At 67.5% G+C, this 14,926-nt stretch carries 11 protein-coding genes; 4 read left to right on the forward strand and 7 right to left on the reverse strand.

The annotated features are described in order from the left end of the window. The first annotated feature begins 103 nt into the window (after window positions 1-103). Complete coding sequence (locus BM394_RS07970; RefSeq protein ID WP_175530007.1) at window positions 104-1,066, forward strand: CPBP family intramembrane glutamic endopeptidase; 963 nt, start codon at window positions 104-106, stop codon at window positions 1,064-1,066. A 142-nt stretch (window positions 1,067-1,208) separates the two neighbouring features. Here BM394_RS07970 and BM394_RS07975 read toward each other — a convergent pair whose 3' ends face one another. After that, complete coding sequence (locus BM394_RS07975; RefSeq protein ID WP_245780046.1) at window positions 1,209-3,230, reverse strand: transglycosylase domain-containing protein; 2,022 nt, start codon at window positions 3,228-3,230, stop codon at window positions 1,209-1,211. A gap of 509 nt (window positions 3,231-3,739) precedes the next feature. On the opposite strand from BM394_RS07975, the gene BM394_RS07980 reads away from it, so the two are divergent. Continuing rightward, the gene (locus tag BM394_RS07980; RefSeq protein WP_092976012.1) at window positions 3,740-4,120 is read left to right on the forward strand and encodes a hypothetical protein; all 381 of its coding nucleotides are present in this window, start codon (window positions 3,740-3,742) and stop codon (window positions 4,118-4,120) included. Window positions 4,121-4,394: 274 nt separating this feature from the next. Here the strand turns inward: BM394_RS07980 and BM394_RS07985 are convergent, their stop codons facing one another. The 3 genes from BM394_RS07985 to BM394_RS07995 form a co-directional block, all read right to left on the reverse strand. Continuing rightward, a complete protein-coding gene (locus BM394_RS07985) occupies window positions 4,395-4,871 on the reverse strand; it encodes a hypothetical protein (protein ID WP_092976354.1) in 477 nt (158 codons plus the stop codon). Between the two features lie 151 nt (window positions 4,872-5,022). After that, window positions 5,023-5,856: a DUF6319 family protein gene (locus tag BM394_RS07990; protein WP_092976015.1), complete on the reverse strand. Its 834-nt coding sequence runs from the start codon at window positions 5,854-5,856 to the stop codon at window positions 5,023-5,025. 175 nt (window positions 5,857-6,031) lie between these two features. Further along, a complete protein-coding gene (locus BM394_RS07995; RefSeq protein WP_092976017.1) occupies window positions 6,032-7,528 on the reverse strand; it encodes a flavin-containing monooxygenase in 1,497 nt (498 codons plus the stop codon). Window positions 7,529-7,613: 85 nt separating this feature from the next. Here BM394_RS07995 and BM394_RS08000 point away from each other — a divergent pair, with 85 nt between their 5' ends. Next, the gene (locus BM394_RS08000; RefSeq protein WP_245780047.1) at window positions 7,614-8,327 is read left to right on the forward strand and encodes a TetR/AcrR family transcriptional regulator; all 714 of its coding nucleotides are present in this window, start codon (window positions 7,614-7,616) and stop codon (window positions 8,325-8,327) included. Window positions 8,328-8,474: 147 nt separating this feature from the next. Next, the gene (locus BM394_RS08005) at window positions 8,475-9,344 is read left to right on the forward strand and encodes a hypothetical protein (RefSeq protein ID WP_092976020.1); all 870 of its coding nucleotides are present in this window, start codon (window positions 8,475-8,477) and stop codon (window positions 9,342-9,344) included. Between the two features lie 249 nt (window positions 9,345-9,593). Here the strand turns inward: BM394_RS08005 and BM394_RS08010 are convergent, their stop codons facing one another. The 3 genes from BM394_RS08010 to BM394_RS08020 form a co-directional block, all read right to left on the reverse strand. After that, the gene (locus BM394_RS08010) at window positions 9,594-11,816 is read right to left on the reverse strand and encodes a 3-hydroxyacyl-CoA dehydrogenase NAD-binding domain-containing protein (RefSeq protein WP_092976023.1); all 2,223 of its coding nucleotides are present in this window, start codon (window positions 11,814-11,816) and stop codon (window positions 9,594-9,596) included. A gap of 156 nt (window positions 11,817-11,972) precedes the next feature. Continuing rightward, window positions 11,973-13,190, reverse strand: coding sequence for an acetyl-CoA C-acetyltransferase (locus BM394_RS08015; RefSeq protein ID WP_092976026.1), 1,218 nt, complete (start codon window positions 13,188-13,190; stop codon window positions 11,973-11,975). 206 nt (window positions 13,191-13,396) lie between these two features. Then, complete coding sequence (locus tag BM394_RS08020; protein ID WP_092976029.1) at window positions 13,397-14,731, reverse strand: (Fe-S)-binding protein; 1,335 nt, start codon at window positions 14,729-14,731, stop codon at window positions 13,397-13,399. Window positions 14,732-14,926: the final 195 nt, after the last annotated feature.

Genomic DNA, 14,926 nt, shown 5'->3' on the forward strand with positions numbered 1-14,926 from the left:
GTTCCGCCGATCGCCCCACGGAACCCGGGATGTGCGATTTCCGTGGCGAATGTCGGCGATCACCCGCTGTATGTGTGGGACTCGGGTTGGCAGAATTACCGGGATGAGCTCCGAGTACGACCGAGTGGACGTTCGCGGGGTGGTCGGCTTCGTGCTGATCGCCTACATACCGGCATGGTTGCTGACCCTGCCGCTGTGGCTTTCCGGCCAGGGTCTTTCCTGGGGCTGGTACCCTCCGTTGCTGATCGCGATGATGTTCATGCCCGCCGTGGCGACGTTCGTGACGAACCGCTGGATCAGCCCGCGAGGCCGGATACTCCGTGAGACCGGTGTGACCCATCCCAGCGGGATACGCGGCTGGTGGCGCTACGGGCTGCTCGGCTGGATCGGTGCGCCGGTGGCGATGCTGCTGGCGCTGTTGGTCGGCTGGGCGCTGACCGTCTACGACGCGCACTGGTTCGACTTCACCGGGCTGCCGGGACAGCTCCGCTTCGCGCTGACCGACCAGGCCCCGGACTCCGCGTTCGTGGGGGGCCTGCTGCTGGTGTCGCACGTGTTCGTGTTCGGCTGGCTGAACGTGATTCCCGCCGCCGGTGAGGAGTGGGGCTGGCGGGGTTACCTCACCCCGGCCCTGCTGCCGCTGGGCCAGCCCGCCGCGTTCCTGATCACCGGAGTGCTGTGGGGGCTCTGGCACGCTCCGCTGCTGATACTGGGGTACAACTACCCGACCGTGCCCGTAGTGGCCGCCTTCATCATGATGATCATTTTCTGCGTGCTGGTCAGCGCGCTGCTCGGCTGGCTCAGGCTGGCCTCGCGCAGTGTGTGGCCCGCCGTGGTCGCGCACGGTTTCCTCAACGCCGCGGCCGTGCTCCCCGCCGTGTTCAACGCACCGGAGGAGACGTTCTCCAACGTCTCGGTGGGTCTGCTCGGCTGGACGGGCTGGATCGTGCTGGGGTTGCTGATCCTGCTGCTGGTGGCGCTGCACCGGCTGCCGGTGCACATCTCACGGCAACAGGTGGAAGAGGAGGGCCTCACCAGCGGCGTCTCCCGGTTCCACCACCGCTGATCTCCCGCGTCCCGCCGGGGAGGGGAACGGGGGCCACCGGCCGTGCTCCCCGTTCGAGCCGGTGCCACTGTGGACCGAACACACCGAACGAAAACGGTCCGGCCGGTCACCTGGGGTACGACCGGCCGGGCCGTCGTACGTCTCAGAACTCGGGCAGCTGCTCGACCGGAAGACCCTCGTGCACCGTGTTCATGGCCGGATAGAACGTCCGCGCCGGAATGGTGCCACCGAAGAGGTTCCCGCCCGTGTCACTGCACTGGTACGGCGCCGCGCTGCCGTTGACGCAGATGCCCTCGTAGGGCGGCCCGTCGGTGTAGGTCATCACGGCACCCGCCATCTGCGGAGTGGCACCGACCAGCACGGCGGACTGGTAGTACTGCGTGGTTCCCGTCTTCGCCATCAGCGGCCTGGTCCAGCCCGCGGACTCGGCGGCGGCGTGCGAGGTACCGCCCGCCTTGTGGTCGTCGGCCAGCCCCTGCGCCAGTCCGTGCGCGGTGCGCGGCGCGACCACCTGTGAACAGGACTCCTCGTTGACCTGGACCGGGTTGCCGTCGCGGTCGGTGATCGACTCCACCGGAGTGGGCGGGCACCACTTGCCGTCGCTGGCGATGGTGGCCATCACGTTGGACAGCTCCAGCACGCTCACCGGTGTGACACCGAGCGTGAACGAGCCCTGCCTGCTCTGCTTGATGTCCTTCGCCTTGGTGATCTTCTTGTCCGTCTCGGAGTCCCCGTCGGCATCCACCATCCGACTGAGACTGTGGCGCAGCCCCAGTTTCTCTGCCATGTCCACGGCGTTGTTCAGTCCGACCCGCTCCAGCAGCCACACGAACCCGGTGTTCGGGGAGGTGGCCAGCGCGTCCCGCAGGCTTCTGTTCCCGGAGGAGACGCCCTCGGCGTTGTGCACGGTCCACTGCTGCCCGTGGCCGAACTGGTGCGTCGTGTAAGCGGACGGAACCGGAATCGTGTCGTTCGGGCTCCACCCCTGCTGGATCGCGGCGGCGGCGGTGAAGATCTTGAACACCGAGCCGGATCCGTAAGGAATCACCTCGGTGGTGATGTTGTAGGCCGTCTGTCCCTTGCTGGCGTCGTTGCCGTAGTCGCGGTTGGCGACCAACGCCCGGACCTTGTGGCTGTTCTGGCCCGGTTCCACGATCGCCATGGGGTTGGCGATGTTGTCGGAGTTCTTGGGCACCTGCTCCTCGGCCGCCTTCTTGGCCGACTTGGTGGCCTCGGGATCCATCGTGGTGTGGATGGTGTAGCCGCCGTTCTCCAGCTCCTTGTCACTGAAACCGGCCTCGTTGAGGTAGTCCCGCAGGTAGGAGCAGAAGAATCCGTTGGTGGCGCTGCCGCCCGCGCTCACGCAGCTGCTCGGCGGCCGACCCAGCGGGGAGAGCACCCCGAGCGGCTGCTGCTTGGCGCGCTCGGCGTCCTCCTTGGTGATCCGGAAGTTGTTGTTCGGCTGGGCCATCCGATCGATGACCTCGTTGCGCCGTTCCCGCGCCGCGTCCGGGTTGCTGTTCGGGTTGAGCGCGCCGGGGGCGTTGACGATCGCGGCCAGCAGCGCGGCCTGCTGAATGTTCAACTGGTCCGGGCCGATGCCGAAGTAGGTCTGGGCGGCGGCTCCCACACCGAACGTCTGGTTGCCGAACGGCACCACGTTCAGGTAAGAGGAGAGGATCTTCTCCTTGCTCATGGTGCGTTCGAGCTCCACGGCCAACCGTGCCTCGCGCAGCTTGCGGGCGATGGTGGTGGCCTGGGCGTCGTGGCGCTCCACCTTGTTGTCGGCCGCCACGTGCACCAGGTAGTTCTTCACGTACTGCTGCGTGATCGTGGAGGCGCCCTCCTGCACGGAGCCACTGCTGATGTTGGTGGCCAGCGCGCGCATGGTGCCCTGCCAGTCGACACCGTTGTGATCCCAGAACCGCTTGTCCTCGATCGCGGTGATGGCCGAGCGCATGGTGTCGGCGATCTGATCCGAGGAGGTGGGGACCCGGTAGTCGTCGTAGAAGTGGGCGATCGGATCGCCGTTGCGGTCGAGCACCTCGGTGGTAAGCGGCATTCGCGCCTTCTCCAGCGAATCCGACATCCGGGACATGGCCGAGGTCGTCTCGTTCACCATCGCACCGGCACCGATGGCGGCGGGCAGCATCAGACTCGCCACCAGCACACCTGAAAGCACACAAAGACCGAAGAGTTTTAACAGCACGCCGCCGCGCCGCACGCAAGCCCCAATCACACTCGTGTTCACCGAGCAGAGCATCGACATCGGGGCCCGGCGCGCATGCCGCGTTCCAACGGCGCTGCTGGATTCGGACCCCGCGAGGGAAAGGTGGCGCCGGGTCGGACCGGGCACCGATCCCGGATCCCCCGTCGTCGCTCGCTTACTTGATATCACACCGCACGTCGCCAGTAACCGGGTCGCACCGGAAAAAGTGGACTTCACCGGGGAAAACCACCCGAACGCAGGCGTCCGGGTGAGTGATGTCACCGAAAAGCAACCGGAATCGTGTGACGACGCTCGGTAATTCGCGAAGACCGCCGCGCGAGCCGGAAAGCCCCTACCCGAACACCGGTGAACCCCGCGGGCGCGAGCCCGAAGCGCAACGGATCGCACCGGTGTCACTCACGAATCGCGAACACAGTGGATACCCGAATGGCTACACTGGGCGAATGACCGATCCCTTCCTGGACTCCATCGCCGCGGCCCTGGCCGGGCAGGCCGCGGCGGCGCTCGGCAGCGCGGGCTCGGCGGCGCTGGTGAAGGTGCGGGAGCTCGTGCGAGGCAAGTCCGAAGCGGACCCGCGAACCGGGGCGGCGCTGGAAGCCGCCGAGGACCGCCCCGCCGATCACCCGAAAGTCAGTGCGCTGGCCGAACGGCTCGAACAGCTGGAACACGACGATCCCGAGTTCGGCACGCGATTGCGCGAGGTGGGTGAACCCGTACATCAGCGGCTGCGGGCCACCGGCAACCGGACGGTCAACCAGTTCAACGGCAACGCGCACAACGTGGTGCAGGGCGAAACGTTCGACCGGATCGAGTTCAACGGCTAGTTGAACTTTCCGACTGACCGTCGTAGGTACGCGGGTGGCGGAACCTCTCGCACGGCTCTCGCTGTGGGGAGGCCCGACATCGGGTAGCGACCTACGCGGCGAGCGGCCCGGCCTCGCGATGCATCCGACTCACGCACCGGGGACAACCGCGCTGCTTACCCGCATGGTCCCGTCCCGACGAACAGCGCCGCGATTTCGTGGGAAATCGACGCGCCCGGTACGGCGGCGCGCCCCGAGCTCCGTCGATTTCTCGCGAAATCGGCGCGGGCGAGTATCAGCGGCGTCGTGAGTCGGTGGCGTTGAGCTCGGCGAGGTAGCGGTTGTACTCGGCGAGCTGCGGATCCTCCTCCTCGGTGACCGAGGGCGCGCGCTCCGGAACCGGGGAACGTCTCGGGTGCTCCGGACCGCTGTCCTCGGCGACACGGTTCGGGACAGCCGTGGACGGCGATCCCACATCGTCCGCCTCCTCGTAGGCATCGGCAGCCGGAGCGGACGGTTCCGGTGCCATGACCGGTTCGGCCGCTTCCTCCTCCGCGCTGCCGAGAGAGATCCGGACCACCTGGTACCACAGGAATACGGTGAACGCACCGAACAACGGCCACTGCAGTGCGTAGCCGAGGTTCTGGAAACTACCCCCCGCGTCGTGGGCACGTTCCCACTGCCACCAGCCCAGCCAGCCGGTGGCGACGACGGCGGCGAGAAACACCAGGTGCAGCAGTACCCAGCCCGGCGAAAGCAGACGGCCCTTCACGCGACCCATTGTAGGTTCGAGTGCACCTCGCCGCCGCCACTGCCTCTCCGCGAGTCAGGCTTCCCGCCCGCGCACGACCGAACCGGCGTGCGGCGTACCGCGCGGCGAGTGAGGAACACACCACTCGCCACCCGGTACGCGACCGGCGCCGTCACCGGGTGCCGAGTTCCTCCAGCCTGCGCTGGGCCTCGTCGAGCTCGCGCTGCAGCTGCTCCACCCTGGCGCGCTGGTGTTCCCGCTCCGCCTCCAGCAAGGGCTCAACCGCCTGCGCGACGTCGTCGTGCAGCGCTTTCGCCGCCTGTCCCACGGCGGAGGCCGGGACGTCGGTCGGACGCAGTACCCGCTTCCTACCGTTGCTGACCTCGACGCTCCAATGCCCGTCGTCGCCCGCGGTGAGAATGATGGTCGCACCCGCGGGACGACGCGAGGAGTTGTTCTTGGACGTGCTCCCGCCCGTACGGGAAGTACCGTTGCGCTTGGAACCGGTCGACTCGGTCTTGTTCGACTGTTCCCCTGCGCTCGAGGAGGACGCTGAACCACCGGATCGTTTCGACGTCCCGACGGTGTCGGTGCCGCGTTCGGCCGCTCCGGAGTCCTTCGCCGTGTTCGTCGTGCCGCCCGGATCGCCCGTAGCCGCGGACGCGGTGGCGGTCGGTCCGGTTCGAGCCGGTTCGGCGGGGGTATCCGGCTGAGCGTCGTCGGCACCCTTCTTCTTGGCGGCCCGACCGGTCTCCTTACGTTTCGGCGCGGGCTTGTCCAGGGTCACCTCGGCTGCCGAGAAGGACAGCACGTCCTTGGATCCTGCCGGTTTGACCTGCAGGAACTCCCCTTCCGCAGGCTCGTCCATGGCGACGACCTTGCCGGAGCGCCCGGCGTCGACGCCGACCGCCGAACCGGTGAACCACACGGTGGGTGTGGTTCCGTTGTCCAGTTCCTCACGAAGGCCGCTGATCTGTTCGGAGGACAGCGCACGGGCCTCGGACATTTACGCTCCCGAGTGGACAACGGCAGCCGCCCGCCTCGCCGCTCGGCGTATCGGACACCGGTCGTACCCGCGCGGAATCCGCGGGAGCCGCTCCGACGCGCGGCGGTCGGGAGGCTTGCCGGGATGGGCTCACACGACCTGACCGCCGCAGCTTATCGAACGTCCGTGCGAATCCTCAACGCGCCCCGGAGCGCTGGAGCTCGTAGTCCTTCGGATCGGCCTTGCGGGTCTGCCACCAGTAGTTCCAGGTGAAACCGGGCCAGAGGGTGCGGTTGACCCCGTTGGCGTCCAGGTACCAGCTCTGGCAACCGCCGTCCGACCACACGGCATCGGCGAGGTGCGACTGGATCCGCTCGTTGAACTCGTCCTGGGCCGACTGGCGCACGTCGGCCTGGGTGAACTCGCCCCGAAGCAGTGGGCGCAGGATGCTGAGCACGTAGTTGATCTGCGACTCGATCATGAACACCACCGAGTTGTGCCCCAGGCCGGTGTTCGGCCCGAGCAGGAAGTACAGGTTGGGGAAACCGGAGACCGTTATCCCCTTGTGCGCCTCCATACCGTCCTTCCACGCGTCCCGCAGCTTGCGGCCGCCCCTGCCGACGATCTCCAGGTGGTCGAACGCGTCGGTGACGTGGAATCCGGTGCCGAAGACGATCACGTCCACCGGGTGTTCGACCCCCTCGCCGTCGACCACCGAGTTCTCGCGCACCTCGGCCACACCGCTCGTATTGAGATCCACATTGGACCGGTTCAGCGCGGGATAGAAGTCGCTGGAGAGCAGGATCCGCTTGCACCCCATCGAGTAGTCCGGGGTGACCGCCTCACGGACACGCTTGTCGTGCACCTGTTTGCGGATGAACCGCTTGGCCAACCACTGCGAGACGCGCTGCAGCCGGGGCTCGCGCAGCACGGCCACCGAACGTATCTCCAGCGTCATGTAGATGGCGAACCGCACGGCACGCTGCAGGAAGGGAACGTAGCGGAAGGCGCGGCGCAGTTTCGCCGGGATCGGGCGATCCGGCTTCGGCTGGATCCACGGTGGCGTGCGCTGGAACAGGTTCAGCCTCGACGCCTGCTTGGCGACCTCCGGGACGAACTGGATCGCGCTGGCCCCCGTCCCCACCACCGCGACCCGTTTGCCGGTGAGGTCGTAGTCGTGGTTCCAGTCGGCCGAGTGAAAGGCCTCGCCCCGGAAGCGCTCCAGTCCCGGGAGGTCCGGGTAGTTCGGGATGTGCAGTGCGCCCACTCCGGAAACCAGCGCCCTGCCCACGTACTCGGTGCCGTCGGCCGTGGAGACGTGCCACCGGTGCGCCTGCTCGTCCCACTCCGCGCCGGTGAACTCGACCCCGTAGTGGATGTGCTTCTCGACGTCGTACTTCTCGGCGCAGTGGCGCAGGTAATGCTCGATCTCGCCCTGCTCGGCGAACATCCTCGACCAGTCGGGGTTCTGCTCGAAGGAGAACGAGTACATCAGCGAGGGGACGTCACAGGCGCACCCGGGGTAGGTGTTGTCCCGCCAGGTCCCCCCTAGATCCCGGGACTTCTCCAGCAGGACGAAGTCCTCGACGCCCTCCATCTTGAGCCGGATGGCGGTGCCCAATCCCGAGAAACCGCTACCGACGATGACCACGGAGGTGTCGTACCTGTGTTGTTCCCGCGGTTCGTTACCCATCCCCCGGTACCTCCCGAACGAAGCGACGTGAGCTTACCAGTCAGTAGGTTACTACGAGTAGGTTACTTGCGGTAGGGTTGATTTCGTGGAGATCGCACAGCGGGCGGGCTCGGGCCGCAAACGGATGTCGAGGGCCGAACGGGAACAGCAGATCCTGGGGATCGCGGAGGAAGTGTTCGCCGAGCGCGGCTACCAGGCTGCGGCCATGGACGACATCGCGCAGCGCGTCGGCCTGTCCAAACCGATGCTGTACGAGTACTTCGGTTCCAAGGAAGGGCTGCTGCTGGCCTGTCTGGAGCGGGCCAAACGCGAGCTGCTGGAGTGCACCTCCGCCGCGGCGGCCAGTGCCGAGAGTCCCGAGCAGCTGCTGCACGACGGACTGCTGGCCTTCTTCCGGTTCGGCGAGGACCACAAGCAGTCCTGGGCGCTGCTGCGCAACGAATCGGCCGTGCCCGGCATGGAGTTGGACACCGAGCTGGAGGGGATCCGCAGGCAGCAGGTGGGTTTCACCTCGGACATGCTGCGCATGTCGCTGCCGGAGACCGACGAGTACCGCATGGAGGCCTTCGCCGAGGCGATCATCGGGGCCTGCGAGCGCATGGCGCTGTGGCGGGAGAATCACCCGGAGGTCACCCCGGAGATGGCCACCGAGCACCTGATGGCGCTGATCGGCCCGAGCCTGTCCGGCGAGGCACGCTCGTTCTCCGAACCGGCGTCTTCCGAACAGACCTCCGTCACGTGGGAACCGCTCGGTCGAACAACCCGCTCACCGGAATCGTCTTCACACGATCAGGGGTAGTAGAAGCTCAGGTCTCAAGATCCACGAGTGCCCTTCCGATGCGATCGCGTAGGTCGATTGTCACGTGTACGCGCGTCCTCCGAAAGGACGCCGCGCCCGGCGTGTCACGACCCACGCCCGTGAACTCGGATTCAAGGAGTACTGATCTTGCGCCCCTGGACCACGCGCACGTTGAACGCTGTTGTTGTGGCCGCGGGGTTCGCCGCAGCCGGAACGGGAGTGGCAGCCGCCGACTCCCCCGAAGCAACGACGCCGGACCTCACCAAGCCGGACCTCTCCCAGGTTCCCGACGAGATCGACTTCACCGCCCCGCTGGACACCTGCAAGAACCCGGGTGGTGTCCCCGGACGGGAGAAGATGCCCTGCGCTGACACCACGCTGCGCACGAACGCCCCCAACCTCGTCAAGGAGGTCGGCACCGAGATCGCCAGGCTCGGCCACGGTGTCGCCGACGAGGTCCGTGACGGCGAACCGACACTGCAGTCGGGTGAGGCGACCAGGTTGCTCGGTCAGGTGGCGACCACCACCGCACGAGCCGAGCAGTGGACCAAGACCCGGCCGGAGGTCGGCGTCAACGTCCAGCCCGACCACACCGGTGTGTTGCGGGAGAAGAACGATAACGCCGAGTTGCTCGACGCGGAGGTCGGACCGCGCGGTGAGACCCACGAAGGTGTGTCCACCCTGGACACCGCTGTGGACGCCACCGTCGCGCAGGGCTACGACAGCAAGCCGCTGACCAACCCGGTCGGTGCTGTGGGCAAGGTGGCCGAGAACAACCCGCTGCGGATGTCCGGCAAGCCGGTCGAGCTGCCCGAGGTGGAACACGTGGTTCCCGCGACGAAGCAGGTCCCGACGGTTCGCCGGGTGGACGACAACCCGTCCGGAGCGGTGCGGGACGCGGCGACTGGCCTGGTCGAGAACCCTTCGGAGACACTGTCACTGGGCAAGGGAACCAGCCTCAACGAGGGCAGGACCCTTCCCGTCGGTGAGGTGCTCCGCAACGCGCCACTGAACTGACCGACGCTCGGGCGCGGGGACTCTCCCGCGCCCGAGCCGAGCGGCCGTCGGGACGACGAGCACCGCGACCACCGGGACAGCCATCTTGAACTCCAGCATCGGTACCGGTGTTGCCCAGGAATGTGTGGTCGTGCGAGACCCCGAACTGACCGGGGAGGCCGAGGACGCGGCAGCGGGGCCGGAGACGAAGTGAGCGGGTCGCCTCCCCCGCCCAGGGAGGCGACCCGCTCACGTCTCGGAAGGACGGAATCAGGCCGCGGCGGCGGCCACGATCTCCTTGTCCGGTTCCCCGATCTCGAAGACCTCACCGGATTCGGCCCTGGCAACCAGGGAGGCGGGGGGCTCGAACCGGGCACCGTACTGTTCGGCCAGCTGCCGGGCACGCGCCACGAAACCGCGCAGTCCGCCCTCGTAGCCGTTCATGTACTGCACCACGCCCCCGGTTCCGGGCGGGAAACCGATCCCGAAGATCGAACCGATGTTGGCGTCCGGCACGGAGGTGAGCACCCCCTCGTCCAGGCAGCGCACCGTCTCCAGCGCCTGCACGAACAGCATGCGTTCCCGTAGGTCGTGCAGCACGATCCGTTCCGGATCGACCCCGTCAGTACCGAAGTGTTCGCCCAGTCCGCTCCACAGCCCCAACCGGCTGCCGTCCTCGGAGTACTCGTAGAAACCGGCCCCGGAGGAACGCCCCTGGCGGCCGAACTCCTCGACCATCCGATCCAGGACGGGATCCGCCGGGTGATCGCTCCAGCTACCGCCCGCGGCCTCGACCGCCTTGCGGGTCTCCTCCCGGATCTTGCGGGGCAGCGTGAGGGTGAGCTCGTCGTACAGCTGCAGCACCGGGGCGGGAAAGCCCGCCTGCGAGGCGGCCTGCTCGATCGAGGGGGCAGGTATCCCCTCGCCCAGCATCGCCACTCCCTCGTTGAGGAAGGTGCCGATCACGCGACTGGTGAAAAAGCCACGGCTGTCCTGCACCACGATCGGCGTCTTGTTGATCTGGCGGACCACGTCGAATGCCCTGGCCAGCGCACGGTCACTGGTGCGCTCACCGCGAATGATCTCGACCAGCGGCATCTTGTCCACCGGCGAGAAGAAGTGCAGCCCGATGAAGTCCTCCGGCCTGCTCGCCCCCTCCGCGAGGTCGGTGATCGGCAGTGTGGAGGTGTTCGAGGTGAGCAGCGCGTCGCTGTCGACGTACTGCTCGGCCTCGGCGTAGACCCGGTGCTTGACCGCGGGGTCCTCGAAGACCGCCTCGATGACGAGGTCACAGCCCTCCAGCTCTCGCGCCTGGTCGGTGGCGGTGATCCTGGCGAGCACGTCATCACGTTCCCGCTCGGTGATCCTGCCCTTGTGCAGTGCCTTGTCCAACACCTTGGCCGAGTACTGCTTGCCCTTCTCGGCGGACTCGGCGGAGACGTCCTTGAGCACGACCCGCATTCCCGCCTTGGCGCAGACGTAGGCGATGCCCGCCCCCATCATGCCGCCACCGAGCACACCGACCTTCTCGGCCGACCACTGTGGCTGGCCGTCCGGCCTGCTGCCACCGGAGTTGATGTGTTCCAGGTCGAAGAAGAACGCCTTGCTCATGTTCTTCGAGGTCTGCCCGCACATCAACTCGACGAAGTAGCGCCCCTCGATGGTGAAGGCGGTGTCCACATCGACCTGTGCGCCCTCAACCGCGGCGCAGAGGATGCTCTTGGGAGCGGGCAGATCGGCGCCCTTGAGCTGTTTGCGCACGTTGGCGGGGAACGCGGGCAGGTTGGCCGCGAACTTCGGATCGGATGGGGTACCGCCTGGGATCCGGAAACCCTTGCGATCCCAGGGCTGGCTCGCCTCCGGGTTCTCCTTGATCCATTCCCTGGCGCGCCGCAGCATGTCGTCCCGGTCGTCCACGACCTCGTCGATCAGCCCGATCTCGCGAGCCTTCTCCGGACGCAGCCGCTGGCCCTGCGTGAGCACCCCGAGCAGCGCGTCGGCTATGCCGAGCATCCGCACGGTACGAACGACACCACCACCGCCGGGCAACAGGCCGAGACTCACCTCGGGAAAGCCGAACCTGGCCTTGGGTGAGTCCAGCGCGACGCGGTGGTGGCAGGCCAGCGCGATCTCCAGCCCACCGCCGAGCGCCGTACCGTTGAGGGCGGCGACGACCGGCACGCCGAGGGTTTCCAACCTGCGGAGCTGTTGCTTGGCGGCGGTGCTGCTCTCGGCGGCACGCGTCACGTTCTCGGGGCGCGCCTTGATCAGCTCCCGCAGGTCACCACCGGCGAAGAAGGTGCTCTTTCCCGAGGTGAGGATTACCCCGCTGATGCTCTCGCGTTCGTTCTCCAGCCGCTGCACGGTTTGTTCCATGGAACGCAGGTAGCGCTCGTTCATGGTGTTGGCCTGCTGCTCCGGGTCGTCGAGAGTGAGAACGACGACGCCGTCGGCGTCGGGACCCTCCCAGCGGATGGTGCTCTGTTCGCTCATTGATCCGTCCTTGGAAGCCGTTTTCGGAAGTTGGTCGGGTGGCCTGGGTGGAGTGAATGAACCGCGCGGCCCGGGATTCGGCCGGAGTGGCCGAATCGGTCGCGGCTCGGCAGCCGGGATCCGGCGGCTTCGGGTTCTACCCGGGGGCTTCGGGTTCTACTCGGTCACTCGTTCGACGATCGTCGCGATTCCCATTCCGCCCCCGATGCACAGCGTCGCCAGGCCGTAGCGCTGGCCGCGTCGTTCGAGTTCGTCGACGAGCGTGCCCAGGATCATCGCCCCGGTCGCGCCGAGGGGGTGTCCCATCGCGATCGCGCCGCCGTTGACGTTGACCTTCTCGTGCGGGACGCCGAAGTCCTTCATGAACTTCAGCGGCACGGCCGCGAACGCCTCGTTGATCTCGACGAGGTCGATGTCGGAGATGTCGAGCTCCGCCTTGCCCAGCGCCTTGCGGACGGCGGGTCCCGGGCCGGTGAGCATGATCGTCGGGTCCGCGCCGCTGAGTGCGGCGGAGACGACGCGGGCGCGCGGGCGCATCCCGCTGCGCTCGCCGAACCGCTCACCGCCGATCAGGGTGAGCGCTGCTCCGTCGACGATGCCCGAGGAGTTGCCGGGCGTGTGCACGTGGTTGATCTTCTCGACCCAGTGGTACTTCTGCTGGGCGACGGCGTCGAAGCCACCCATGTCGCCGATGCCGGCGAACGAGGGTTCCAGACCGGACAGCCCCTCGACGGTGGTGTTGGGCCTGACGTGTTCGTCGCGTTCCAGGACGGTCATGCCGTTGCGGTCGCTCACCCCGACGACGGATTCGGAGAAACGGCCGTCGGCCCACGCCTTGGCGGCGCGCGTCTGCGACTCGGCGGCGAAGGCGTCGACCGCGTCCCGGTCGAAGCCCTCCAGGGTGGCGATCAGATCGGCGCCGATCCCCTGGGGGACGAAGGACGTTTCCAGGTTCGTCTCGGGGTCCATCGCCCAGGCTCCGCCGTCGGTGCCCATCGGCACGCGGGACATGGCCTCGACCCCGCCGGCCAGCACGGCGTCCTCCCAGCCGGAACGGATCTTCTGGGCGGCGGTGTTCACGGCTTCCAGCCCGGAGGCGCAGAACCGGTTGAGCTGCACGCCGCTGACGGTCTCGGGAAGTCCCGCCGCGAGCGCGGCGGCCTTGGCGATGTCACCGCCCTGGTCACCTACCGGTGTGACGACGCCGAGCACCAGGTCGTCGAGAACTTCCGGGTCCAGGTTGGGGTGACGGCGGCGCAGCTCCTCCACCAGCCCGACGACGAGGCTGATCGGCTTCGTCCCGTACAGCGCGCCGGTTTTCTTGCCGCGACCGCGCGGGGTGCGGATCGCGTCGTAGACAAAGGCCTCGGACATGTGTGGGGTGCCTCCTCGTTGCGGCTTTCCTCCAGGGAGAGTGTGACACCAAGACTGTCACAGTCAATAGGATATATTCTCCCGGAACCGGCGGTGTGTAGTGCCTACTCGGTGTAGTACCTACTCGATGTCGATCCGCCCGGAGCGAGAGTCGGCGGAAGGTTCCACCGAACGGGCATCCCGACGAGCCGACGGGAAAAGCTCGATCAGGCGGAGTCGCGCAGCAGCGACTCGACCGAACGACCGCGGATCGCGGCGTCGAGCAGCTGCACCGTGTGTGCCATCGGCATTCGCTCCCCCTTGGCACGCAGCGCCGTCCGGATCTGCATCGAGCAACCCGGATTGGCGGTCACCAACAGGTCGGCCCCGGTGTCGAGCACGTTGTCGGCCTTGCGCGCACCGAGCTCGGCCGCGGCGACGGGACGCAGCAGGTTGTAGACCCCGGCCGACCCGCAGCACAGCTCGCCACGGTTGATCTCACGAAGTTCGAGTCCGGGAATCGTCCGCAGCAGTTCGCGGGGTTGGGCCCGGACACCCTGACCGTGACTGAGGTGGCAGGCGTCGTGATAGGCGATCCGCACCGGCAGCGAACCGCGCGTCGCCACCGGCCCCAGTTCGACGAGCACTTCGGAGATGTCGCGCACCCGCTCGGCGAACTCCGCCGCGCGCGGGGCGTACAACGGGTCCCCCGCGAGCAGTCGCGGGTACTCCTTCATCGCAGAACCGCAACCCGCCGAGTTGACCACCACGTAGTCCACCCCGGCGGTGTCGAACGCGTCCAGGGTCGCCCGCGCGAACCGCTTGGCCTCCTCCTCGCGGCCGGAGTGCTCGCTCAGCGCACCGCAACATCCCTGGGCGGGCGGAATCACCACCTCGCAGCCCTCCGCCGCGAGCACCCTCGCGGTCGCCACGTTGACGTCCGGGAAGAAGGCGTGCTGCACACAGCCGGTGAGCATGCCCACGACGGCTCGGCGCGGACCGGCGGCGGGCACACGCTCCGGAAGCGGCGCGGCGCGCCTTATCGGGGGTGCGAGCGACTCCATCGTGCGCACCTCGGCGGGCAGTCTGTTCAGCAGTCCGCTGCGCCGCAGCAAAGCCCCGAGCCCGAGGCGCTGGTACAGCGCCAGTGGGCCGCGCAGCAGGCGCAGGCGGCGTCGGTGGGGAAAGAGCGCGAAGATCGCCGCGCGCCACCAGCGCTGCCACCTCCCGCGGGGATGATTACGTTCCACCTGGGCACGGGTCTGACTGAGCAGCGTGCCGTACTGCACCCCCGAGGGACAGGCAGTCACGCAGGCCATGCAACCCAGGCAGTTGTCGAAGTGCTCGACCATGCTCTCCGAGAGGGGCTCCCCGTCGAGGCCCGCTTCCATCAGGTGAATGCGGCCACGCGGCGAATCCATCTCCTCGCCCCACAGCTCGTAGGTGGGGCAGGTGGGCAGACAGAATCCACAGTGCACACAGTCGTCGATCAGTCCCCGCTCGGGTGGGTTGAACACGTCGAACGCACCGTCCGGACCGGAACGCTCCGAGCCCTCACTCATCACTGCCCCCTGGGAACTATCCACAACCTGTTCAACCGATCACCGCACGAGTGCCGAGACAGGACTTCGGACATATCACCAAGTACTACGAATGGCGTCATCCCGCTGTCTCCCTCCTCGACACACCGGCGCCGAATCCCCACTGTTCTCGCAGTCGGCACCACCGCGGGTTCTCTCGTGGTGCTCTCGCGAGGA

The organism is Actinopolyspora lacussalsi subsp. righensis (assembly GCF_900116555.1).
Classification (GTDB): domain Bacteria; phylum Actinomycetota; class Actinomycetes; order Mycobacteriales; family Pseudonocardiaceae; genus Actinopolyspora; species Actinopolyspora lacussalsi.